General features: G+C 60.6%; 20 protein-coding genes. 7 read left to right on the forward strand and 13 right to left on the reverse strand.

The annotated features are described in order from the left end of the window. Positions 1-125: 125 nt before the first annotated feature. From ABDB81_RS25470 to ABDB81_RS25480, 3 genes are all read left to right on the forward strand, one after another. Positions 126-488: a DUF6152 family protein gene (locus ABDB81_RS25470; RefSeq protein ID WP_137925446.1), complete on the forward strand. Its 363-nt coding sequence runs from the start codon at positions 126-128 to the stop codon at positions 486-488. Continuing rightward, positions 485-979 (forward strand): DUF6644 family protein, encoded by a 495-nt coding sequence (locus ABDB81_RS25475; protein WP_346813927.1) that lies wholly within the window; start codon positions 485-487, stop codon positions 977-979. Before ABDB81_RS25470 ends, ABDB81_RS25475 begins: the two co-directional genes overlap by 4 nt. A gap of 145 nt (positions 980-1,124) precedes the next feature. Continuing rightward, positions 1,125-2,669: a methyl-accepting chemotaxis protein gene (locus tag ABDB81_RS25480; protein ID WP_137925417.1), complete on the forward strand. Its 1,545-nt coding sequence runs from the start codon at positions 1,125-1,127 to the stop codon at positions 2,667-2,669. Between the two features lie 6 nt (positions 2,670-2,675). On the opposite strand, the gene ABDB81_RS25485 is transcribed toward ABDB81_RS25480, so the two are convergent. The 8 genes from ABDB81_RS25485 to ABDB81_RS25520 form a co-directional block, all read right to left on the reverse strand. Then, positions 2,676-3,272: a 2-hydroxychromene-2-carboxylate isomerase gene (locus ABDB81_RS25485; RefSeq protein ID WP_137925416.1), complete on the reverse strand. Its 597-nt coding sequence runs from the start codon at positions 3,270-3,272 to the stop codon at positions 2,676-2,678. Between the two features lie 163 nt (positions 3,273-3,435). Next, positions 3,436-5,520, reverse strand: a complete 2,085-nt coding sequence (locus ABDB81_RS25490; protein ID WP_346813928.1) for a peptidase domain-containing ABC transporter — start codon at positions 5,518-5,520, stop codon at positions 3,436-3,438. A gap of 13 nt (positions 5,521-5,533) precedes the next feature. After that, positions 5,534-5,899 carry a hypothetical protein gene (locus tag ABDB81_RS25495; RefSeq protein WP_346813929.1) on the reverse strand — a complete coding sequence of 122 codons (366 nt, stop codon included), beginning with the start codon at positions 5,897-5,899 and terminating at the stop codon, positions 5,534-5,536. Between the two features lie 75 nt (positions 5,900-5,974). Continuing rightward, entirely contained in the window at positions 5,975-6,682 is a 708-nt protein-coding gene (locus ABDB81_RS25500; RefSeq protein WP_346813930.1) for a cupin domain-containing protein, read from the reverse strand. A 44-nt stretch (positions 6,683-6,726) separates the two neighbouring features. Further along, positions 6,727-7,053, reverse strand: coding sequence for a hypothetical protein (locus ABDB81_RS25505; protein ID WP_346813931.1), 327 nt, complete (start codon positions 7,051-7,053; stop codon positions 6,727-6,729). Next, positions 7,050-7,472, reverse strand: a complete 423-nt coding sequence (locus ABDB81_RS25510) for a hypothetical protein (protein ID WP_346813932.1) — start codon at positions 7,470-7,472, stop codon at positions 7,050-7,052. The genes ABDB81_RS25505 and ABDB81_RS25510 overlap by 4 nt, the downstream gene beginning before the upstream one ends. A gap of 67 nt (positions 7,473-7,539) precedes the next feature. Further along, complete coding sequence (locus ABDB81_RS25515) at positions 7,540-8,838, reverse strand: HlyD family efflux transporter periplasmic adaptor subunit (RefSeq protein WP_346813933.1); 1,299 nt, start codon at positions 8,836-8,838, stop codon at positions 7,540-7,542. 424 nt (positions 8,839-9,262) lie between these two features. Continuing rightward, positions 9,263-9,991 (reverse strand): SDR family oxidoreductase, encoded by a 729-nt coding sequence (locus tag ABDB81_RS25520; RefSeq protein WP_346813934.1) that lies wholly within the window; start codon positions 9,989-9,991, stop codon positions 9,263-9,265. Positions 9,992-10,198: 207 nt separating this feature from the next. Between ABDB81_RS25520 and ABDB81_RS25525 the strand changes: the two genes are divergently transcribed. The 4 genes from ABDB81_RS25525 to alaC all read left to right on the forward strand — a co-directional run bounded on the left by ABDB81_RS25525 (position 10,199) and on the right by alaC (position 13,457). Continuing rightward, positions 10,199-10,834 carry a PadR family transcriptional regulator gene (locus ABDB81_RS25525; protein WP_346813953.1) on the forward strand — a complete coding sequence of 212 codons (636 nt, stop codon included), beginning with the start codon at positions 10,199-10,201 and terminating at the stop codon, positions 10,832-10,834. Positions 10,835-10,836: 2 nt separating this feature from the next. Beyond that, positions 10,837-11,658, forward strand: coding sequence for a siderophore-interacting protein (locus tag ABDB81_RS25530; RefSeq protein WP_346813935.1), 822 nt, complete (start codon positions 10,837-10,839; stop codon positions 11,656-11,658). A gap of 80 nt (positions 11,659-11,738) precedes the next feature. Then, a complete protein-coding gene (locus ABDB81_RS25535) occupies positions 11,739-12,125 on the forward strand; it encodes a hypothetical protein (RefSeq protein ID WP_137925412.1) in 387 nt (128 codons plus the stop codon). Positions 12,126-12,242: 117 nt separating this feature from the next. Further along, positions 12,243-13,457 carry an alanine transaminase gene (alaC, locus tag ABDB81_RS25540; protein WP_346813936.1) on the forward strand — a complete coding sequence of 405 codons (1,215 nt, stop codon included), beginning with the start codon at positions 12,243-12,245 and terminating at the stop codon, positions 13,455-13,457. 176 nt (positions 13,458-13,633) lie between these two features. On the opposite strand, the gene ABDB81_RS25545 is transcribed toward alaC, so the two are convergent. The 5 genes from ABDB81_RS25545 to nirB all read right to left on the reverse strand — a co-directional run bounded on the left by ABDB81_RS25545 (position 13,634) and on the right by nirB (position 21,792). Next, positions 13,634-14,599 (reverse strand): threo-3-hydroxy-L-aspartate ammonia-lyase, encoded by a 966-nt coding sequence (locus ABDB81_RS25545; protein WP_346813937.1) that lies wholly within the window; start codon positions 14,597-14,599, stop codon positions 13,634-13,636. A gap of 133 nt (positions 14,600-14,732) precedes the next feature. Beyond that, entirely contained in the window at positions 14,733-17,471 is a 2,739-nt protein-coding gene (locus ABDB81_RS25550) for a molybdopterin-dependent oxidoreductase (protein ID WP_346813938.1), read from the reverse strand. Positions 17,472-17,503: 32 nt separating this feature from the next. Further along, entirely contained in the window at positions 17,504-18,760 is a 1,257-nt protein-coding gene (locus ABDB81_RS25555) for an FAD-dependent oxidoreductase (RefSeq protein WP_160474702.1), read from the reverse strand. 49 nt (positions 18,761-18,809) lie between these two features. After that, a complete protein-coding gene (gene nirD / locus ABDB81_RS25560) occupies positions 18,810-19,205 on the reverse strand; it encodes a nitrite reductase small subunit NirD (protein WP_137925408.1) in 396 nt (131 codons plus the stop codon). 25 nt (positions 19,206-19,230) lie between these two features. Continuing rightward, positions 19,231-21,792 carry a nitrite reductase large subunit NirB gene (gene nirB, locus ABDB81_RS25565; protein WP_160473990.1) on the reverse strand — a complete coding sequence of 854 codons (2,562 nt, stop codon included), beginning with the start codon at positions 21,790-21,792 and terminating at the stop codon, positions 19,231-19,233. Between the last annotated feature and the right edge of the window lie 11 nt (positions 21,793-21,803).

A 21,803-nucleotide genomic window follows, 5' to 3' on the forward strand; every position in this document is an offset into this window, starting at 1 on the left:
GTAACACGGCGTGCGGCATACTTCGCCTTGGCGCCCCATGGCATGTCCTCTACGATAGGGGAGTGCCCCCGCCTTCAGGCGCCGCCTTCAGCGTGTTTGCCAACCGGAGTTCGCTCATGTCCGCCATGTCGCGCCGTTCCGTTCTTCGCATCGCCGCCGTCACTGCCATGTCGATGGCCGCAGTTCCCGCTCTCGCACATCACGGCTGGTCCACCTATGACCAGACCAAGCCGCTGACCGTGACCGGCAAGATCGTCGAAACCCATTACGAGAATCCCCACGCCAGCATCCGCATCGACGTGCAGGGCAAACGTTGGCTGGCAATCCTCGCGCCCATCTCGCGCATGGAATCGCGCGGCGCATCGGCAGAGAAAGTTGCCGTGGGCAAGCAGGTGACGCTGGTGGGCTATGCCAGCAAGGAGAAGGGCGACGAAATGCGCGTGGAACGTATCACCTTCGACGGTGGCCAGACCGTGGAATTGCGTTGACCTGGACTACATGGGCGGCTGCGCTTGCTGACGCGCCGCTCGCGGTCTGGCTGCGCGCGTCGCCCTGGGCCTATCCCGCTGCGGAAATCCTGCACCTGAGCGGTATGGCGCTGCTGTTCGGGGCCATCGTCGTGGTGGATCTGCGGCTGGCGGGACTGGGGCGTCAGTTGCCCGTGACCACGCTGTTGCGGCACGCATTGCCAGCGTCGATGGTGGGATTTGCCTGCATCGTGGTCAGCGGCGCCTTGCTGTTCATCGCGCATGCCGATGAACTGATCACCAATCGCGCCTTCCTGATCAAGCTCGTGCTGATTTTGCTCGGGCTGCTCAATGCCGCATGGTTTCATCTTGGCCCGTATCGCCGGCTGCACGGCAACGGCGCGTGGGAAACGCAACGTGCGCCGCCGCCGATGGCTCGCGCGTGCGCCGGACTGTCGATCCTGACGTGGTTCCTGGTCATCTGCGCAGGGCGTCTCATCGCCTATGTGTAGGCGTTTTCCAGGCAATTCGGGTGCATCAATCGGCGCTTTCAAGTGCTGAAATTGATGTAACTCAAACGTGTGAGAGTAGACGCTCAAGAATTAAAGGTGGGCGACGTTAAGGCAGGTCGGACCCCTTACGAGTAGAGCCCCCCTGATGAACAACCTCAGTATTCGCCACGGCTTGCTGGCGACGCTTGTGATTTTTGGTTTGATGATTGTGTTTGGCGCCGTGCTCGGCGTCAGCCAGTTGAGTGCGGCCAGCCAGGCCGCCGGCAGCGTGCATGCGGTGTCCACGCGGGCGTTGCTGATCAACGATGCCTACAAGAACATGACCCGCGTGCGCTCCGCGCTGACGCGTGCGTACAGCTCGGCCAAGGCCAGCGGCCAGGTCAATGCCGAAGCAATTGCCAGCGCGGAGAAATCGCTCGGCAAATCGAAGACCGAACTCGACGAATTCGAGAAGGCCGCAGCCTTGCCGCAGCAGGATGCTTCCACGCGCGAGGAAATCGTCAGCGCGGGCCGTTCGCATATGGAAGTGGTGCAGCGCGGGCTGGAAGCGCTGCGCAACGGCGATCCAGATGGCTACGCGGCTATCAACGACCGCGACATCACGGCATCCGGCGCCAGGTATTCGGCCGGCGTGGAGCGGTTTCAGCAGTACGCAACGAAGCTGAACGATGCGGCGATGGAAGAAGATGCGTCGCGCCTGCGCCGTGTGATCGTGCTGGTTTGCGTGGGACTGGTCATGTCCGTGGCGCTGATCGTCATGGTCCACGTAGCACTGCGCCGTTTGGTGGTGGCGCCGTTGATGCAGGCGCGTGACCTGATCATGCGCGTGGCCGATGGCGATCTGACCATCAACGTGCCGAAGGCGGGCCGCAACGAAATCGGCCAGTTGCTCGACGCGCTGTCCCGCATGCAGGCGGGCCTGACGCAGACCGTGAACAAGGTGCGCACGGGTTCGGATGCCGTGACGATCGGCGCGCGCGAGATCGCAGCCGGCAATACGGATCTGTCGTCGCGTACAGAGGAGCAATCGTCGGCGCTCGAACAGACGGCGGCCAGCATGGAGCAACTGACTTCGACCGTGGGCAACAACGCGCAGAGCGCGGCGCACGCCGCCGAACTGGCGAGCAACGCGGCCGACCTGGCCTCGCGCGGTGGCGAGGTGGTGCGTGGCGTGGTCCATACGATGAGCGAGATTAACTCGAGCTCGCAGAAGATCGTCGACATCATCGGCGTGATCGACGGCATCGCATTCCAGACCAACATCCTCGCGCTGAATGCGGCAGTGGAAGCCGCGCGCGCGGGCGAGCAGGGCAGGGGGTTTGCCGTGGTGGCGGGCGAGGTGCGCAGCCTGGCCCAGCGCAGCGCCAACGCCGCAAAGGAAATCAAGACGCTGATCGATTCTTCGGTGAACAAGGTGGATGCGGGCAGCGCCCAGGTGGAGCAGGCCGGCAGCACGATCGAGGAAATCGTATCCGCTGTGCAGCGGCTGGCGAGTACGGTCAGCGAGATCTCGGCGGCGTCGCTGGAGCAGTCCAGCGGCATCACGCAGGTCAGCGAGGCCGTGTCGCAAATGGAGCAGGTCAACCAGCAGAATGCCGCGCTGGTAGAGCAGGCTGCGGCTGCAGCAGATTCGCTCGAATCTCAAGCGAACCAGTTGGCCGCCGCCGTGGGCACGTTCCGTCTGGCCTGACGTGAGTTATCGACCGGCCAGCCGTTCCTCGACGAACAGCAGCCGGTCATTGCCCCAGTACAGTTCTTCATCGACCACGAAGCTCGGCGCGCCGAAGATACCGCGCGCCACGGCTTCCTCGGTGGCCTGCTTGAGCCCGGCCTTGACCTCGGGATCGTCCAGCATCGCCAGCGCCTCGCGCGGATCGAATCCCGCCGCCACCAGCACCTTGCCGATCTCGTTCGGATCGTTCAGGTTCCTGCCGTTCTCCCACATCGCAGCAAAGATCGCCTCCACATAGCGGAGGAATTCGGCTTCGCCCTTGCGCTGATAACCGATCGCGCCGCGCATCAGTGCCAGCGTGTTGATCGGAAAATGCGGGTTGTGCTGGAAAGGCGCGTGGTAGCGCTCGGCCCAGCAGCGAAGATCGAGCTTCGACCAGTCGCTCTTGGCCGGGATCTCCATCGGACTATGGTTGCCCGTGGCCTTGAACACACCACCCAGCAGCATCGGCTTCCAGACGATGGTCGAACCCGTGCGCGCCGCAATGCGCGGCAGTTCGCGATAGGCGAGGTAGGAATAGGGACTGCCGAAGTCGAAGTAGAAGTGGACTTGGTGGGGCATGGGGGTCCTCATTTTCTCTGGGAGTTGGGAGGGTTCGGAAATTTAAGACCATACAAGTCTAGAAACACAACGGCTCGGCATAGGACCAGCATCGGCAGTGCCATTGCGTGTTCGAGTTTTCATCTCTCGGAAGCTAGCTATCCAAAAAATTACACCGCTCACGTCATTCGACTCGGACATCCTCTACGATCTGTCCTTTTTCGAGGCAGACGATACGTTTTGCAAATGCAATCGTCTCTCGTCTGTGCGCGATCGTGACTCGGGTCATTTTCATTTGATGCAGTGATTGAACGATATGCTGCTCGCTATGGAAATCCAAGTGACTGGTCGCTTCGTCCAAGGCCAGAATGCGGGGTTTTCTGTAGAGCGCACGGGCAAGAAGTGCTCGCTGCTTTTGCCCCCCTGATAAACCAGCGCCGAGCTCTGCTACAGGAGTTTGATATCCCATCGGCATGCGCATAATAGCGCCGTGGATCCGAGCGATGATTGCGGCCTCCTCAATCTGGCTCTGACAGGCATCGGGATCAAAACCGGCGATGTTCTCACTTAGGGATCCAGCGAGTAATTGATCGTCCTGCATGACTGCTCCAATGAGATCACGAAGCGTTCGAGGGCCCAGTTGGCGTACGGGAATTCCTCCAACCAAAATCTCTCCTTCCGTTGGCATCAGAAGACCCAATAGCAGCTTGAACAAAGTCGTCTTGCCACAGCCTGATCTACCCACAATTGCAATCGCATCGCCGGCGTCGATGATTAGCGACAGATTGCGAAGTATCCACGGTTCTCCCTCGGCATAGCGGAAAGACACGTCACGAAACTCTATAGACGGCTCGATCCTATGGGTCTCGTATCCAGCTTTGTACTCTGGTTCAGGTTTCTCGAGGGCTATGTCGGCCACACGCTCGGTATGCAAGGAGAGCATTCGAATCTCAATTGCCACGTCAACCAGCTTACTCATGCGACGTGTGAATTGGCTTTTATAGGCTATGAAAGCCAACAACATTCCCAGTGTCAGACTGCGGTCAAGAACCGCTATGCCACCGACGTACAAGATCGCCAAGCTTTCCAACCCCAAGATCAGGGTGTTGACGCCACCAAAGACCAGCATGATTCTTTGCGTATTGACGTCTCGATTCTGAAGGCGGGTGATGAGATTTTGCCACGTGGCCATACGTAACGAGACAAGATTCAACAGCTTCAACGCCTGTATGGCTCGAATAGTCTCGAGAAAATACGAACTCTCTCGTGCCGCCATGACAATTCGCTCCTCAGCTGCTCTTCGGAGCGGTTCATAAAAAAACAGACGAACAGCGGCATAGAGCAGAACTGCAGCTACCACGATCCCGGTTAAGGTGCCGTTGTACGCCAGCATCATGGCTAGAGTAACTGCGCCGAGCACTCCGTCCAGTACCGCCACAACGACACCACTGGTTAATGTGGCTTGTATAGCGGACAGAGATTGAAAACGACTACTGATATCCCCGAGATGATGCTTCTCGAAGAATGGCCAAGGGAGGCGCAGAAGGCGACTAAAAAGCGCCGTCGACCATTGCAGCGCTAGTTGCTGATTCAACTGCAGTTCAATCCAACCGCGCGCCATTCGTACAACGAACTCAATCAGAATAAGAATGGCGCAGCCCACAACTGCAATCAGCAATAACTCTCGATCCGCCGAAACGAGTGCGCCGTCAACGATCCATTGTGTGGTCAATGGCATTATTAAGCCTAGTATCTCCAAGGCGAATGCTATAGCAAAGATGCTGGCTAGCGATCGTTTTAGTCCCCTGACGCCAAGGGTAAGATCGCGAAGGCGTATCCTGGGGCGGCCGCGTGCGGATTTGAAATTTGTGGCCGGCGTCATCTCCAACGCGACACCGGTAAAGTGTTTTGATGCAACTAGAAGCGTCATAGTCCGGCGGCCGGTCGCTGGATCGATAATCGATATTTTGTCGCCGTGAATCTTCTCTAGCACGACAAAATGATTCATGTCCCAGTGCAGTATGCAAGGGAGCAGAAGTTTGCTCATTTCATGGAGTTCGAGCCTCAATGCACGACATTGAAAACCCAGAGCGTCTGCATACCTAATCAATTGTGGCAGATTTACTCCTTTGACCGAGACGGAGAACTTCTGGCGTACAGCACGCAGGTCCAGATCTAGTCCATGGAACTCCGCAACCATAACAAGACATGAAAGGCCGCATTCCTGAGAGCCGGATTGCAATACAGCTCTCATGCTACGTTTTCGCATGCCAAGAATCCTTCTAAAAGATCATACCCAGGATATCGTTACGACAAAGCTGCGTGATCAATTCTCGGATCTGCGCCTCTGGAGTGCCGGAGTGTTCAATGATCTCCGCAAGGGTGGCACGTGGATGGTCAGTGATAAATCGGATCAACTCGGCGCCGGAGTCATCCATGCTTAATTTCGTTCCGTTTGCAATGATGTAGTTTTTATCTAGCCCATGTGCCTTGTTGGAATTCAGGAAAAAGGTGGCTATGTCAGGCAAGGGCCCTGCCGATGGGTTACCAAAAACTTCAAGAGACAGAGGGGATTCAACGCGACTTCCTGCGGTGAATTCATTCAGGAAGCGCTCATAGTTATCCCGATCGCAAATAAATTCGTTCATTTGCTTAACGACTGATGTCAGTGATATGTAGTCTTCCTTCCATTCGGAGAGCGACCGCCGCGAATGCAGATTATTTTACATTTGATTTACGGACCAGCATAAATAGTCCATTGTATATGCCGGGACGGTGCCGAGGGCAATATGTACCGTTGGTTCGCCGAGCGGCAAAGGGTCGTGCCACCATCCTCGCGGTAAATACAAGATATCCCCCGGTTCCAGGATGACGTCCATGTACGGACTATCGGGACAGGGATACAAATGACCATAGTCCTTGCTTTGCTGCGTATAAAGCGGAAATTCGAAAGACGGTTTGTAGATTAGCCATCGTTTGCGGCCAATGATCTGTACCGCGAAAACGTCACGCGTATCCCAATGGCACTTGAACGAACTCCGATCGCCAAATGCCACATAAACACTGCTTACAACTTGCCTCGCTGTAAAATTACTGATCTCATTGGATATTTGGCTTACCTTTTCTTCTCCGTATATCTTGTTTGAGATTAGTGTTGCTCCCTTTTGCATGTAATCGTAAACAACACTTCTAATTAGTCGGTGACGTAGTGTTCCTATGTCCCACCAACTTTCAATATATTCGCCCTTCGGGCGGATTCCATCGTAACTAATCTTGAAGTCATCTGATGCGACGTTGGCACGTTCTACAATACCATTCACGTCGCGCCAGGTGACTGCATCTACGGGTAGGGCGCCGGGCATAAGAAATGGCTTGCGCTCTTGATAGTTGTTTCGAAAATCGTGCGAAGAAATACTGAAATTTATAGGCATATTTAGGACCACTCACTTGGTCTGGAAAATTATCCTGGAACGGATCAGTTGTAGTTCGTACCGGCGGCATTACCATAGTTCGTTCCCGCCATGTCGTAGATCTCGCCGCCAAAATAACCACCAAGACCGGCTCCGATGCCGCCGCCGAGATACTGGCCTCCTGCACGTCCGCCGATATAACCAACTATGGCTCCCCCAGGGCCAGCTACCAACCCGCCTGCAAGGCCGCCGACAAAGCCACCGATGACACCGCCGGCTGCCTTGCCCAGTCCAGCGCCAACGGATCCGCCAACGCCTGCGGCCGCTGCCTTTCCTGCACTGTCATCGCCTCCGGCCACCAATTCCATGTCTTGAACGCTAAGCTCTCTCATATCTTATTTTTCCGAAAGATACGCACAATTGAAAAATATGAAATTACACACCCTGCACCTGAGATGATGGCTCCCAGCGTTGCGGTTGCCATAGGTACAACCGTTTCGGTTTTAGAAAGTGTCATAATTAGCCAGCCGATAATGATCGCGAGTGCGGGAATCAAAGGAGATAGAATCCTTCGCAGCCACCCATTTTGATTCCACTCGAACGCTGGATTTTGCGTGTTGTTATTACCAATAGAGATGGCTGTTGCTAGCAAAAGAGAAAATATGGCGACTAGCATCGTCAGAAGCATATCTGTGAATCTTGCTGGCTCCCCGACTAATTCAATTTTTCCTCGAAACAATATAAATAGTATGACTATCCCGACCCCCCAGCCGGATACTGCGGTGATTCTGCTTTTAAGGATTTTTTCCATATATATTTGTTCGTGGATTGAGCGTGGTTGAGTCGCGTGATATGGCATAACGCCGCGTTAAATTGGTTCAGTGGAAAATTCTTGCCCCGATGGCGTAAATGGGCTCGAATATCCATTCAAAGAGTCTACGTCTTTCCTGAATAATATCCGCTTCCACCAGCATTCCCACCCGAAGTGATTGTGGCTCGCCATATACTTCGAAGGTCTGCGATTCCAACGCAAGTGTGACCCGATAAAACAGTTCGGAGGCTCGCGCGGTGCTGCTCAGCGTTTCCGCGATGTGCACCGGCAATTCCTGAAGGGCGTAAGGGCTTTTTGCCACGTCCAAGACTGTTGCTTTCGCAGTGCCGAATTTTTGATAGGGATACGCGGCATACCGCATTAGTGCCAACTGTCCTGCCTCGACGAAACCGATTTGGCTCGAGGCGACGTACACGTGCGCTACTAGCTTGGCATCGTGAGGAATCAAGCTAGCGAGTAGTGTGCCGGGCATCAATTGTTGTCCGGGTTGAATACTTACTCCCGTTATCTTCCCGTCAAACGGAGCAACGCTGATCTGCCCGGCCCGGAGATCGTTTTCCGCCTGTTCCTGCTTAACAACGGCGATTCCGTTGTCGATTTCAGATAAATCACTCTTGCGGCGCAGATCGACTCCCGTCCGTTCGGACAGCAGTTCCATCCGGTCACGTTGGGTACTCTTGTGACTCCGTATCAGTGCCTGATGCTGGCCTTTCAATGCCAACAATTCTGCTTCGGCGTTCTGGAGTTGCACAATGGTGATGAACTTCGCTGCGACCAACTCTCTCTGGCGTTCCATGTGAGCCTCGGCTAACTGGATTCGCTTCTGGGAAAGCCTTAACTCGTCGTTGAAACGGTCAAGTTCCTCATCGATGGATTTTATTCTGCCGTCCAGCGTCCGAACTTGAATATCCGCGCGCTCGGTTGCGAGGGCGCGACTGCGATTCAGCAGGTGGATTCGTTGCTCCAATTGCTTGGAGACTTGACGCTGAAAGCTACCGGTATTGCTGAGACGCTCATCGGATACGACGAAGAGCACATCCCCAGTTGCAACACTCTGCCCCTCATTTACGTTCACCTCTGCGACAACGCCTTTCTCGCTTGCAGCAAGTCGTAGGAGGCCTTGTTCGGGTATCAATAACCCAGTAACAGTTGCCTTCCTGGTGTATGTGCCAAGGTAGGAAAAGGCTGCAATCATCGCCACAAAAGAGATGGCGATGATTGCGATGACTGAGTGACTCCATGGCTCATGCAGTAGCACATTCCCCAGCCAATTCTCTCGTCCGCCAGTTAATGCCTCATGGCGGAACAGGGAATTTTCCATTGTTGCCTGGTCTGTTTGTTCCATATAGCCCAATCAGGATGGTGTCACCATCGCAAATGAGAATGCGAATCATTAAACTTAAAGGAATGCATTCTTCCGTTCATTTTTGGATGCGTAAATCGTAAATCTCCGAAATTCTTCATTGCTCATATGGCTGAGCAGATGAACTGCGAAAGGCTGCCAGTGCTGCGGGTTTTCGGTTTCCAGCGATGGGGGCAAGGGAAGGCTTCGCTCGCGCTCGGGGCTGGGGAAGCGTGGAAACGGAGAATGCGGGAGGGGAGGACGGAGGAGGCCCAGATCCAGGGAATTTGTTTTTCGCGAACGACATAGCTTGTATCGTTCGGTTCGCAGAGCTAGTGGCGGACTTGAGCCACGTGTTAGCGGACCTGAGACCTATTTCGTGCGGTCCTTAGATCAGACTCTACGCGAGCGGAGGGTTATCGGTGAATCACCACCGCTCCACCCACGGCCGCACATCCAGTTCATGCGTCCACGCATCCCTCGGCTGCTGATGCAGCATCCAGTACGTATCCGCAATATGGTCCGGGTTGATGATGCCGTCGTGCTCGCGCGTGGCGTAGCGCTCTGGGAAGTTGTCGCGGATGAAGGCCGTGTCGATGGCCGCGTCGACGATCAGGTGGGCGACGTGGATGTTCTTCGGTCCCAGTTCGCGCGCCATGCTTTGTGCCAGAGCGCGCAGGGCATGCTTGGCGCCGGCAAAGGCCGACATGCCTTCGCGGCCTCGCGTGCTGGCCGTGGCACCGGTGAAGAAGATCGATCCGCGCTGGCGCGGCACCATCACGCGCGCAGCCTCGCGGCCCATCAGGAAGCCGGCGAAGCAGGCCATCTCCCAGACCTTGAAATACACACGCGACGTGGTGTCGAGGATCGGGAAATTGACGTTGGCGCCGATGTTGAAGATCGCCACTTCCAGTGGTGCGATCTCGCGTTCGATGCGCGCGATGAGCGCCACGGTGTCTTCTTCCTTGCGCGCATCGCAGGCGAAGGCGTGGGCTTCGCCGCCTTCTGCGCGGATCTGGTCGACGAGGGGCGCGAGCTTGTCGGCGCTGCGGCGCGTAACGCACGCGATATATCCCTCACGCGCGAAACGGCGCGCGATGGCACCGCCTGTCGCATCTCCAGCACCTACAACGAGCACGGCTTTCTTGTCGGGCATGGGTCTCCTCCGGTCGAAGTGACTTGCATTATGACAGCGTCAATCGCGGGCGGCGCATGCAGATCAACCCTTGACTTTATATCGTACGATATATATCTTACGATACGTCTTACGACATAACGGAGCTATTCCATGCGACATCACTTTGGACATCACGGCGCTCACCACGGTCATCATCATGGCCATGGTGGCAAGCTGCATCGTCATATGCACGGTCTTTTCGCCATGGTGCGCGGCGGCGGGTTCTGGTCGCAAGGCGGCGGATTCGACGGTGGCGAGGGCGATGGAAGCGGTTTCGACGGCGAGAACCTGCGCCGTGGCCGCAAGTTCAGCGCGGAAGATCTGCAACTGCTGCTGCTATCCCTGCTCGACGAAAAGCCCTCGCACGGCTACGAACTGATCAAGGCGCTGGAAACCCGCACCGGTGGCTTCTACAAGCCGAGTCCGGGCGTGGTGTATCCCGCGCTGACGTACCTCGAAGACGTGGGCTATGCCACGGTCGATACCGAGGGCAACAAGAAGCGCTATCAACTGTCGGATGCCGGCCGCGAATACCTGGCCCAGAACCGCCAGCGTCTGGAGCAAATGGTGGCCCGCCTGCAGCACGTGGCGCGCAAGATGGATTTCATGCGCCGCGCCATGAGTGGCCAGCCGCAGCGCGAGCCTGAAGAGGGCGGCTGGGCGCCTGAACTCACGCGTGCACGTGGCCGTCTCAAGCAGGCAATGATGATGCGCAGCGGCGCGTCCGCCGACGAACAGCGCCGCATCGCGGCCATCCTGGAGCGCGCTGCCGACGAGATCGAAGGCGCGACGAATGCATCGAACCCGAACCCGGAGGCTTGAATATGACTGAACCCCGCGACCTGACCGTGCAACGTGTGCGCCATCCGCTCAAGATGCGCTTACTCAAGGTGCTGCGCACCCGGCAGATGTCGCCGCAACTGTTGCGCGTGACGCTGGGCGGCGATGATCTGGCCGAATTCGTATCCGCATCGTTCGATGACCACATCAAGGTTTTCTTCCCCGCGCCCGGCGATGAGAAGCCGGTGCTGCCACAGGTAGGCCCCGACGGCGTCGTGTTCCCCGAAGGCCAGCCTCGCCCGCAGGCGCGCGACTACACACCGCGCCGCTACGATGCCGCTGCGCTGGAACTCGATATCGAATTCGTGCTGCACGGCGATGGCCCCGCATCCACCTGGGCCGCGCAGGCGCAGCCGGGGCAGTACCTCGGCGTGGGTGGCCCGCGCGGATCGTTCGTGATTCCCACTGGATTCGATTGGCATCTGCTGATTGGCGATGACACCGCGCTGCCTGCCATTGGCCGCCGCGTGGAAGACATCACGCAGCAGAATCCGGATGCGCGCGTGGTGGTGGTAGCCGAGGTGGGTGACGAGTCGGCGCGCATTGCGCTGGCATCGAGCGCCAATGTCGAGGTTCATTGGGTCTATCGCGGGGGCGAGCCGGAAGGCAGCCAGTTGCTGCCCGCGCTGCGCACACTGACCCTGCCGCAAGGCGAGGGCTACGTATGGGCTGCCGGCGAGGCCGCCGCGATGCGCGACGTGCGGCAGTACCTGGTGGGCGAGCGGGGCATCGACAAGAAGCGCATCCGCGCCTCGGCCTACTGGAAGCATGGCAATGCTGCCGTGCATGAAACGATCGACGACTGAAGCAAGCGGGCGGATGCGGAAGCACGGATGCGCGTGCCCGACTACACTGTTTGGCATGCCCATCGACATGGAACCCTGACATGCCCAGTCTCCGCCGGTTGTCGCTCATCGCCGCCATCCCCTGTTTTGCCCTTGCTGCATGCGCACCGGATTCGGTGCGCAACTACGAGGCGCACGGTCTCAACAAGTATCTCGACAAGATCCAGGACGTCTGCGCCAACACGCGGCTGGGCGGCCAGCCCATGGGCGAGTGGCTGCGCAGCGGCTCCGATGACAGCGACAGCAACTACGTCTACTGGCTGGATCAGACGTCGCGGCTCTACTACAACCGCATCTCTGTGCCGCAATATCGCGACTCCATCGCCGCCACCTTTGGCGGCAACAAGGAGAACGCCGACGCGCTGGACTGCACCGTGCGCAACCTGCCGCCCGATCGGCCGGTCAACGTGCCGGGCGGACTCATCTAGGTGTCACGGGCCAGTTGTGAAAATGCGCACGGATGGCTATGATCGATCCCCAGTGACCTAGACAGCGGTCACGACGTCGCTCGGACGGTTCCGGGCGCTTACGTAAAGGATCTCTCCATGACTGCCGATTCCGGCAAGCGCCGCTTTGCGCGCATCGATCGCCTTCCCCCGTACGTTTTCAATATCACCGCCGAGCTCAAGATGGCCGCCCGCCGCCGTGGCGAGGACATCATCGACATGAGCATGGGCAACCCCGATGGGGCCACGCCACCGCATATCGTCGCCAAGCTCGTCGATGCCGCGCAGCGGCCCGATACGCACGGCTATTCGACATCGAAAGGCATTCCGCGCCTGCGTCGCGCCATCTCGCACTGGTATCGAGAGCGCTATGACGTGGAGATCGATCCGGACAAGGAAGCCATTGTCACCATCGGTTCGAAGGAAGGTCTGGCCCACCTGATGCTGGCGACGCTGGATCGCGGCGATACGGTGCTGGTGCCGGACCCGAGCTATCCCATCCATATCTACGGCGCCGTGATTGCCGGTGCCGATATCCGTTCGGTGCCGCTGGCGCCGGGTATCGACTTCTTTGCGGAACTGGAGCGCGCCATCCGTGGCAGCTATCCGAAGCCGAAGATGATCGTGCTCGGATTTCCGTCGAACCCTACGGCGCAGTGCGTGGAACTGGATTTTTTCGAGCGCGTGATCGCATTGGCGCGCAAGCACGACATCTTCGTCGTGCATGACCTGGCCTATGCCGATATCGTGTTCGATGGCTGGAAGGCGCCGTCGATCATGCAGGTGCCCGGCGCCAAGGACATCGCCGTGGAGTTCTTCACGCTGTCCAAGAGCTACAACATGGCGGGCTGGCGCATCGGCTTCATGGTGGGCAACCCCGACCTGGTGGCCGCGCTGACGCGCATCAAGGCGTATCACGACTACGGCACGTTCACGCCGGTGCAGGTGGCCGCCATCGCCGCGCTCGAAGGCGACCAGGCATGCGTGAAGGAAATCGCCGCGCAATATCAGTCACGCCGCGACGTACTGGCGCGCGGACTGATCGAGGCGGGCTGGCAGGTGGATATCCCGAAGGCGTCGATGTACATCTGGGCGCGGATTCCGGAACCGTACCGCGCGCTGGGTTCGCTGGAGTTTGCCAAGCAGTTGCTGGCAAAGGCCAAGGTGTCGGTCTCGCCGGGTATCGGGTTTGGCGACTACGGCGACGAGTATGTGCGCTTTGCCCTGATCGAAAACGAATCCCGCATCCGGCAGGCGGTGCGCGGTATCAAGGCGATGTTCCGGGCGGATGGGTTGGTGAAGGTGGGGGAGTAGTAGTCATTTTTCTCCCCTCGGTTTTCTCCCCTCTCCCTCTGGGAGAGGGGCGGGGGAGAGGGCAAGCGGATCAAATTGCGACGTGGTCGGCAAGCAGAACCTCCGGCCCTCACCCCCCAACCCCTCTCCCGCTATGCGGGAGAGGGGAGCAAACCAGCGAGGGAGGCGGTCAGCAGTTAACCCAGCAACTCGCAAAACCGCGCAATATCCACGTTTCCGCCGCTGATGATCACGCCCACGCGCTTGCCGCGCAGGGCTTCCTTTTGCTGGAGGACGGCGGCCAGTCCCAGGCAGCCGGTCGGCTCCACGATCATCTTCATGCGTTCGGCAAAGAAGCGCATGGCTTCCACCAGTTCGGCGTCCGATGCAGTCAGCACATCGGTCACATCGCGCTTGATGATGCCGAACGTGTAGTTGCCCAGCGCGCCGGTCTGTGCGCCATCGGCGATGGTCTTCGGCGTATCGATGTGGACGATGGAACCGCTACGGAACGATTGCTGGCCGTCGTTGCCGGCTTCGGGTTCCACGCCATAGAGCTTGCAGTCCGGCGCCAGTGCGCGCGTGGACAGTGCGGTGCCGGAGAGCAGGCCGCCGCCGCCCAGCGGCACGAACAATGCGTCGAGTTTGCCCACTTCCTCGAACAATTCCTTGGCCGCCGTGCCCTGGCCCGTCAGTACGTCGGGGTGGTCGAACGGGGGAATCAGTGTCATGCCGTGTTCTTCGGCCAGCTCGCGGCCGATGGCTTCGCGGTCTTCCGTGTAGCGGTCGTAGCTGACCACGGTGGCGCCATAGCCCTTGGTCGCCGCTACCTTGGCAGCGGGTGCGTCATGCGGCATCACGATCGTGGCGGGCATGCCGAGTAGCCTGGCGGACAGCGCGATGCCTTGTGCGTGATTGCCCGAAGAAAACGCCACCACGCCGCCCTTGCGTTGCTCGAGGGAAAAGCGCGACAGCGCGTTGAACGCGCCACGGAACTTGAACGCGCCCATGCGCTGGAAGTTTTCGCACTTGAAGAACACTTCCGCGCCCAGCAGGTCGTTGAGCGTGCGGCTGGTGTTGACTGGCGTGCGGTTGGCGTAACCGGCGATGCGGCCGGCGGCAGCTTCGACGTCGGCGTAAGTGGGCAGGGTCAGGGTGGTCATGATGGTTCCGCGAGGAGGGCGCGTGGGCACGCGAAGCCCCATAGCTTTAAGGCTGGCTCCTCGATTGTCAAGATACAGACGGCACCGGAACAGCGCCGCCTGTACCCGACTTCACGCTTCCCCTGCGCTGTCCTTACGCCACTTCCGTGACGCGGATCTCCACCAGCAGCTTGCGAAGCTCTGGCACGCAAGAGCCGCAGTTGCCGCCGGCCTTCACGCAGGCCGTGATCTCGGCGGGCGTCTTGAGGTCGTGTTTGCGCACTGCATCGCAAATCGTGTTCCGTCCCACCCCGAAGCAGGAGCAGATCGTGGGTCCTGCATCGGCGGTCTTTTCCAGGGGCTGGCCGAGCAGCAGGCCAATGCGGTCCGCGTCTTCCAGCCGTTCCTGGCCGAACAGTTGCGACAGCCACGCGCGCGATGGCAGTTCGGCGCGCGTCGAAATATAGACGCAGGCCTCGATGCGGTCATTGACCACGTAGCCCGCGTGGTACACGCCTGCCGTGCGATCCTCGTACTCGAGCCAGTCGGCATCCGGGTCCTGCACCCCGAGCAGTGCGCGCGCCCAGGCCGTGCGGTCGGTCACCACATCGCGGCCCGCAAATTCGTAGCGGTGGAATTGCTTGCCCTGGATGCGCGTCCAGTACGTCAGTGCGTCGGCAGGCAGCGCGTTGCGGCTCAGTGCAAAGCCGTGCCACGAGACGCGGAACTCGTCCACGCGTACCGGCGTGTGCTTGAACTCGGGCTCGCCCGAGACCGGATCGACGGCGGGATTGACCACGGCGCCCACGCGCGCGTCGGAGCTGAACTGGTTGTTCCAGTGGATCGGCACGAACACGCTGCCGCGCGGGATGCCGCCGCCAAAGCGCACGCGCGCCACCATGGCGCCCCATCGGCTGGTCACGCGCGCGAGCTTGCCTTCGCCCACGCCGCATAGCAGCGCGTCTTGCGGATGCATGTCGACGAAGGGTTCGGGCAGGTGATCGGCCAGTCGCGCGGCGCGGCCGGTGCGCGTCATCGTGTGCCACTGGTCGCGCACGCGGCCCGTGTTCAGGATCAGCGGGAAATCATCGTCCGCGCTGTTCGCAGGTGCGCGGGCAGCCGTAGCGACAAAGCGCGCGCGGCCATCGCCGAATGCAAAGCGTCCGTCTTCGAACAGACGTTGCGTGCCGGGCGCGGTGGCGGTACGCAGCGGCCATTGCACGGGTACGAGTTCGTCGTAGGCTTCCTCGCCAAGACCGGTGAGGCCGCCGATATCGAACATGCGCGGGGCGTGGCGATCATCGGCATCACCATTGCGAAACGCGCTCAGGCGCGCGTGCTCGTCAAAGATTTCATGCTGGCCCGCATAGTCGAAGCCCGCAAAGCCCATGCGACGCGCGACATCGCAGAGGATGTCCCAGTCCGCGCGAGCCTCGCCCGGTGCGGAGAGGAACGCGCGTTGGCGCGAGATGCGGCGCTCGGAGTTGGTGACCGTGCCGTCCTTCTCGCCCCAGCCCAGCGCAGGCAGCAACACGTGCGCAGCGTCATTGGTATCGGTGCGGGTAACGATGTCGGAAGCCACCACGAGTTCGCACTGCGCCAGCGCGCGGCGTGCCTGATCGGCATCGGGCAGACTCACCACGGGGTTGGTGCCGATGACCCACACGGCCTTCACCTTGCCTTGCTCGATGGCCTGGAACAGATCCACGGCCTTGAGGCCGGGGCGATCGGCCATTTGCGGCGACTGCCAGAAATCCTGCACGATGTCGCGATGCAGCGGATTCGCCAGTTCCATATGCGCCGCCAGCATGTTGGCGAGGCCGCCCACTTCGCGCCCACCCATCGCATTGGGCTGCCCGGTCAGCGAGAACGGACCCATGCCGGCGCGGCCGATGCGACCCGTCAGCAGGTGGCAATTGACGATGGCGTTGACCTTGTCCGTGCCCGACGATGACTGGTTCACACCCATCGAGAACGCCGTGACGACCTTCTCGGTGCCGGCGAATAGCGCGAAGAAGGTCTCTACGTCTTGCGCATCGAGCTTGCACGCGCGGGCGAGCGCGGCGATCTCGTTGGTTTCCAAGTCGGCGGCGGCCAGAGCGTCATCGAATCCGCTGGTGTGCGCCTCGACAAACGCCTGATCCACATGGCCATGCCGCGACAGGTACGACAGCAGCCCGTTGAACAGCCGCACGTCGGTGCCCGCGCGCAACGGCAGATGCAGGTCGGCCAGTTCGCACGTGGCGGTGCGGCGCGGATCGATAGCCACGATCTTCATCTCGGGCCGCGCTTCCTTGGCGCGTATGAGGCGCTGGAACAGGATCGGATGGCACCACGCGGTATTCGAGCCAACGAGCACGACGAGATCGGCGGATTCCAGGTCTTCGTAGTTGCACGGCACCAGATCTTCACCGAACGCGCGCTTGTGGCCGGCCACGGCCGATGACATGCACAACCGCGAGTTGGTATCGATATTGGCCGAGCCGATAAAGCCCTTCATGAGCTTGTTGGCGACGTAGTAGTCCTCGGTCAGGATCTGGCCGGAGACGTAGAGCGCCACGGCGTCGGGACCATGGCGAGCAATCACGTCCGCAAAGCCATTCGCGACGCGATCCAGCGCATCGTTCCAGCTCACGCGACGTAGCGTGCCATCGGCATCGCGGAACTGTGGATGCAGCAGCCGGCCGTCGAGGTCGACTGTGTCTCCAAGCGCGGAGCCTTTCACGCACAGGCGACCGAAGTTCGATGCATGGTCGGCGTCGCCCTGGACTTCAACCTGGCCATCGGCGCGCACCGTGGCGCGCACGCCGCACCCCACGCCGCAGTATGGGCACGTGGTGGAGACGGTCTTGGTGGCAGTGGTGGCAACCACCGCGATATCGGACAGGTTCACGAATCGATTTCCGGTTTGTGGCGATCAGGCAATCAGGCAGCCAGCGCGTCGCATTGCGCCTGGCCGAACAGCAGGCGCTGGCGCAGCGCGGCCACGGGCTTGCCACTCTGGATCAGGTCGAAGTACCACGGGCCGTCTTTCACATCGCCATAGAGCACGGCGCCAACGAGGCGGCCGTCCTGCAGCACGAGCCGCTTGTAGACGCCCCGGCGCGGATCGCGTAGCACGAGGTCTTCGCTGCCTTCGGTGCCGATGAAATCGCCAGCCGAGTAGAGATCCACGCCCGTCACCTTGAGTTTGGTGGCCGTGGCTTGCTGCACGTAACGGCGATGCCCGGCGCCAGCCAGATGGGCGGCGCAGACGCGCGCCTGATCCCAGATCGGTGCCACGAGGCCGAATGTGGCCTGGCGGTGCTGCACGCATTCGCCCACGGCGTAGATGCGGGGGTCGAAGGTCTGCAGTGTGTCATCCACGACGATGGCGCGCTCGCAGCGCAGCCCGGCGCCGGCCGCCAGTTCGATATTGGGACGCACGCCTGCGGTCATCACTACGAGATCGGCGGGAATCCGCGTGCCGTCCTTGAACAGCACGCCGGTCACGCGCTCATCGCCAAGGATGCCGGCGGTCTGCGCGTTAAGCAGGAAGCGCAGCCCCTTGCGTTCGAGCGCGCCCTTGAGCAGTTCGGCGGCGGGCTTGTCGAGCTGGCGCTCCATCAGCGTATCGGCCAGATGGACCACGGTCACGTCCATGCCCTGACGCATCAGACCGTTGGCCGCTTCGAGCCCCAGCAGTCCGCCGCCGATGACCACCGCGTGGCGATGATTGCGCGCGGCGTGCAACATGGTCTCCACGTCCTGGATGTCGCGGAATGCGATCACGCCATCGAGCGTGTGGCCCGGCACGGGGATGATGAACGGCTTGGAGCCGGTAGCCAGCAGCAGGCGGTCGTAGCGGACTTCGCGGCCCGATGCCGAGCGCACGACGCGGCGCGGACGATCGATGGCCACCACGGGGTCGCCGGCCAGCAGCTCGATCCCGTGCTGCGTGTACCAGTCGCGCGTGTTGAGCATGATGTCGTCAACGGTCTTCTCGCCAGCGAGCACCGGTGACAACAGGATGCGGTTGTAGTTGCCGTGCGGCTCGGCGCCGAAGACGGTGATGTCGTAAAGGTCCGGTGCCAGCTTCAGCAGTTCCTCGACGGTGCGCATACCGGCCATGCCGTTGCCGACGACGACCAGCCGGGGGCGTGCGGGAGCGGTTTGAGCGACGGCGGTCGGGGAGGGGGACATCATAAGCGTCATCCGGTAGAGGGCCGCCCGCTTTCAGGCGGCCCGTAATTCAGGCAGCCAATTCTTCCTCGGATGCTTCCTCGGTCTCGCGCGTCACCGCTTCGGTGGCGACCCACACCTTGCCGTCGTAGACCCGTGCGGAGAAGGCGTCGATGGAGTGCTCCGGTGCTTCCAGGCACTCGCCCGTGCGCAGGTCGAAGTGGTGCTTGTAGATCGGTGACGCCACCACGACGCGATCGCCCAGGCTACCGACCAGCCCGCGCGAGAGCACATTGGCCTGCGAGTTCGGATCGAAATTGGCAATCGCGTAGACGTCTTCGCCACGGCCGATGCGGAACACTGCAACCTGCTGCTTGCCGATCAGCGCGCACACACCAGTATTGGGCACGATGTCGCGCAAGGTGCAGATGGCCGTCCAGGTTTCGGGATGGTGGGCTTGATTCATCACGTTCTCCTCAATTTGACGCGTATCAGGCTGCATTGGCGGGCACGGCAACCACAGGAATGTGGTTCAGGCGGGAACGCTGCAAGTTCCGTTCCTCCGGCGTGGCCGGGCGGATCTGGCCGCGCTCTTCGAGGAAAACGAGGTTGTCGTCGCGCATGTCGCTGTTCACGAAGTGGCGGAAACGCTTGCGGGTCTCGGGGTCGGTGATGGCCTTCTTCCACTCGTCCTCGTAGGTGTTCACCACATGCTGCATCTCGCTTTCGAGTTCGGCACCGATACCAAGCTTGTCGTCGATGATCACGGACTTCAGGTAGTCCAGGCCGCCTTCGAGGTTGTCGCGCCAGGTGCTGGTGCGTTGCAGGCGGTCGGCGGTGCGCACGTAGAACATCAGGAAGCGGTCCACGTAGCGGATCAGCGTTTCGCGATCCAGATCGCCCGCCAGCAGTTCGGCGTGGCGCGGCTTCATGCCGCCGTTGCCGCACACGTAGAGGTTCCAGCCCTTTTCCGTGGCGATGATGCCCACGTCCTTGCCCTGTGCTTCGGCGCATTCCCGCGTGCAGCCGGAGACGCCGAACTTGATCTTGTGCGGTGCACGCAGGCCCTTGTAGCGGTTCTCGATGTCGATGGCGAGGCCGACCGAATCATCCACGCCATAGCGGCACCATGTGGAGCCGACGCACGATTTCACGGTGCGCAGGGATTTGCCGTACGCATGGCCCGACTCGAAGCCGGCGGCAACCAGTTCCTCCCAGATCAGCGGCAGTTCTTCGAGGCGAGCGCCAAACATGTCCACGCGCGCACCGCCCGTGATCTTGGTGTAGAGGCCGTACTTCTTGGCCACCTGACCCACGGCGATCAGTCCATCGGGCGTGACTTCGCCACCCGGCATGCGCGGCACCACCGAGTACGTGCCGTCCTTCTGGATGTTGGCGAGGAAGTAGTCGTTGGAATCCTGCAGGCTGGCGTGCTCTTCCTTGAGCACGAAATCGTTCCAGCACGAAGCCAGGATGTTGCCGACCGTGGGCTTGCAGATATCGCAGCCCAGGCCCTTGCCGTGCGCGGCCAGCAGATCGTCGAACGACTTGAACTTGCCCACGCGCACCAGGTGATACATCTCCTGGCGCGAATACGGGAAGTGTTCGCAGAGATGGTTGTTCACCGCCATGCCCTGCTTCTTCATCTCGGCCTTCATGATCTGCGTGACCAGCGGCACGCAGCCGCCGCACGCCGTGCCGGCCTTGGTGCAGGTCTTCAGCGCGCCGATGCTGGTGGCGCCATCGGTCACGGCGGCGCAGATCTGGCCCTTGCTGACGTTGTTGCACGAGCAGATCTGTGCGGTGTCAGGCAATGCGTCGGCGCCCAGCGCGGGCTTGGCCTGGCCATCGGAGGAGGGCAGGATCAGGAATTCGGGCGACTCGGGCAACTCGATGCGGTTCAGCATCATCTGCAGCAGTGTGCCGTATTCCTCGGCGTCGCCAACGAGCACGCCGCCGAGCAGGAACTTGCCGCAATCGGACACCACGAGCTTCTTGTAGACCTGCTTGCGCTCGTCGGTGAACTGGTACGAACGGCTGCCCGGCACATTGCCGTGCGGATCGCCGATGCTGGCCACGTCCACACCCATCAGCTTGAGCTTGGTGCTCATGTCGGCGCCGCCGAACTCGGCAGCTTCGCCGCGCAGGTGGCGCGCGGCCACACGCGCCATGTCGTAGCCGGGCGCGACCAGACCGTAGATCTTGCCGTCCCACAGCGCGCATTCGCCGATAGCGTAGACGTGCGGGTCCGAGGTCAGGCAATTGTTGTCGATCACGATGCCGCCGCGCGGGCCGATATTCAGGCCACTGTCGCGCGCCAGTTCGTCACGCGGACGGATGCCCGCCGAGAACACGATCATGTCGGTGTCCAGGTGCGAACCATCGGTGAAGTTCATGCGGTGCGTGCCATCCACGCCATCGACGATCTCCACGGTGTTCTTGCCCGTGTGCGCCTTGACGCCGAGGTCTTCGATCTTCTGGCGCAGCATGCGGCCGCCACCATCGTCCACCTGCACAGCCATCAGGCGCGGCGCGAATTCGACGACATGCGTTTCCAGATCCATGTCGCGCAGGGCCTTGGCGCATTCCAGGCCCAGCAGGCCGCCGCCGATCACCACACCGGACTTCGCGCGCTTGCCGCATTCCAGCATCGCTTCGAGGTCTTCGATGGTGCGATAGACGAACGTGTCCTTGCGATCCTTGCCCGGCAGCGGCGGCACGAACGGATACGAGCCGGTGGCCAGCACGAGCTTGTCGTAGGAGAGCGTTTCGCCGGTAGAAGTGGTGACCGTACGCGTGGCGGTGTCGATGGCCGTGGCCTTCGCGTTCAGGCGCAGCAGCATGTTGTTGTGCTGCGTGAAGAAGCCTTCCGGCACCAGCGACAGGTCATCGGCGGACTTGCCCGCGAAGAACTCGGACAGGTGAACGCGATCGTAGGCAGGACGCGGCTCCTCGCAGAGCACCGTCACTTCGAGGTCCTGCGCGCCGGCTTCAGCCAGGCATTCCAGGAACTTGTGGCCGACCATGCCGTGCCCGACGATGATGATCTTCATGATGCTTTCCT

Source organism: Cupriavidus sp. DL-D2, assembly GCF_039710735.1.
GTDB lineage: Bacteria > Pseudomonadota > Gammaproteobacteria > Burkholderiales > Burkholderiaceae > Cupriavidus.

Coding starts and splice junctions, on each gene's coding strand:
- ABDB81_RS25470 (WP_137925446.1), top strand. CDS start 126: ATGTCGCGCCGTTCCGTTCTTCGCATCGCCGCCGTCACTGCCATGTCG.
- ABDB81_RS25480 (WP_137925417.1), top strand. CDS start 1,125: ATGAACAACCTCAGTATTCGCCACGGCTTGCTGGCGACGCTTGTGATT.
- ABDB81_RS25485 (WP_137925416.1), bottom strand. CDS start 3,272: ATGCCCCACCAAGTCCACTTCTACTTCGACTTCGGCAGTCCCTATTCC.
- ABDB81_RS25490 (WP_346813928.1), bottom strand. CDS start 5,520: ATGCGAAAACGTAGCATGAGAGCTGTATTGCAATCCGGCTCTCAGGAA.
- ABDB81_RS25495 (WP_346813929.1), bottom strand. CDS start 5,899: ATGAACGAATTTATTTGCGATCGGGATAACTATGAGCGCTTCCTGAAT.
- ABDB81_RS25500 (WP_346813930.1), bottom strand. CDS start 6,682: ATGCCTATAAATTTCAGTATTTCTTCGCACGATTTTCGAAACAACTAT.
- ABDB81_RS25505 (WP_346813931.1), bottom strand. CDS start 7,053: ATGAGAGAGCTTAGCGTTCAAGACATGGAATTGGTGGCCGGAGGCGAT.
- ABDB81_RS25510 (WP_346813932.1), bottom strand. CDS start 7,472: ATGGAAAAAATCCTTAAAAGCAGAATCACCGCAGTATCCGGCTGGGGG.
- ABDB81_RS25515 (WP_346813933.1), bottom strand. CDS start 8,838: ATGGAACAAACAGACCAGGCAACAATGGAAAATTCCCTGTTCCGCCAT.
- ABDB81_RS25520 (WP_346813934.1), bottom strand. CDS start 9,991: ATGCCCGACAAGAAAGCCGTGCTCGTTGTAGGTGCTGGAGATGCGACA.
- ABDB81_RS25525 (WP_346813953.1), top strand. CDS start 10,199: ATGCACGGTCTTTTCGCCATGGTGCGCGGCGGCGGGTTCTGGTCGCAA.
- ABDB81_RS25530 (WP_346813935.1), top strand. CDS start 10,837: ATGACTGAACCCCGCGACCTGACCGTGCAACGTGTGCGCCATCCGCTC.
- ABDB81_RS25535 (WP_137925412.1), top strand. CDS start 11,739: ATGCCCAGTCTCCGCCGGTTGTCGCTCATCGCCGCCATCCCCTGTTTT.
- alaC (WP_346813936.1), top strand. CDS start 12,243: ATGACTGCCGATTCCGGCAAGCGCCGCTTTGCGCGCATCGATCGCCTT.
- ABDB81_RS25545 (WP_346813937.1), bottom strand. CDS start 14,599: ATGACCACCCTGACCCTGCCCACTTACGCCGACGTCGAAGCTGCCGCC.
- ABDB81_RS25555 (WP_160474702.1), bottom strand. CDS start 18,760: ATGTCCCCCTCCCCGACCGCCGTCGCTCAAACCGCTCCCGCACGCCCC.
- nirD (WP_137925408.1), bottom strand. CDS start 19,205: ATGAATCAAGCCCACCATCCCGAAACCTGGACGGCCATCTGCACCTTG.
- nirB (WP_160473990.1), bottom strand. CDS start 21,792: ATGAAGATCATCATCGTCGGGCACGGCATGGTCGGCCACAAGTTCCTG.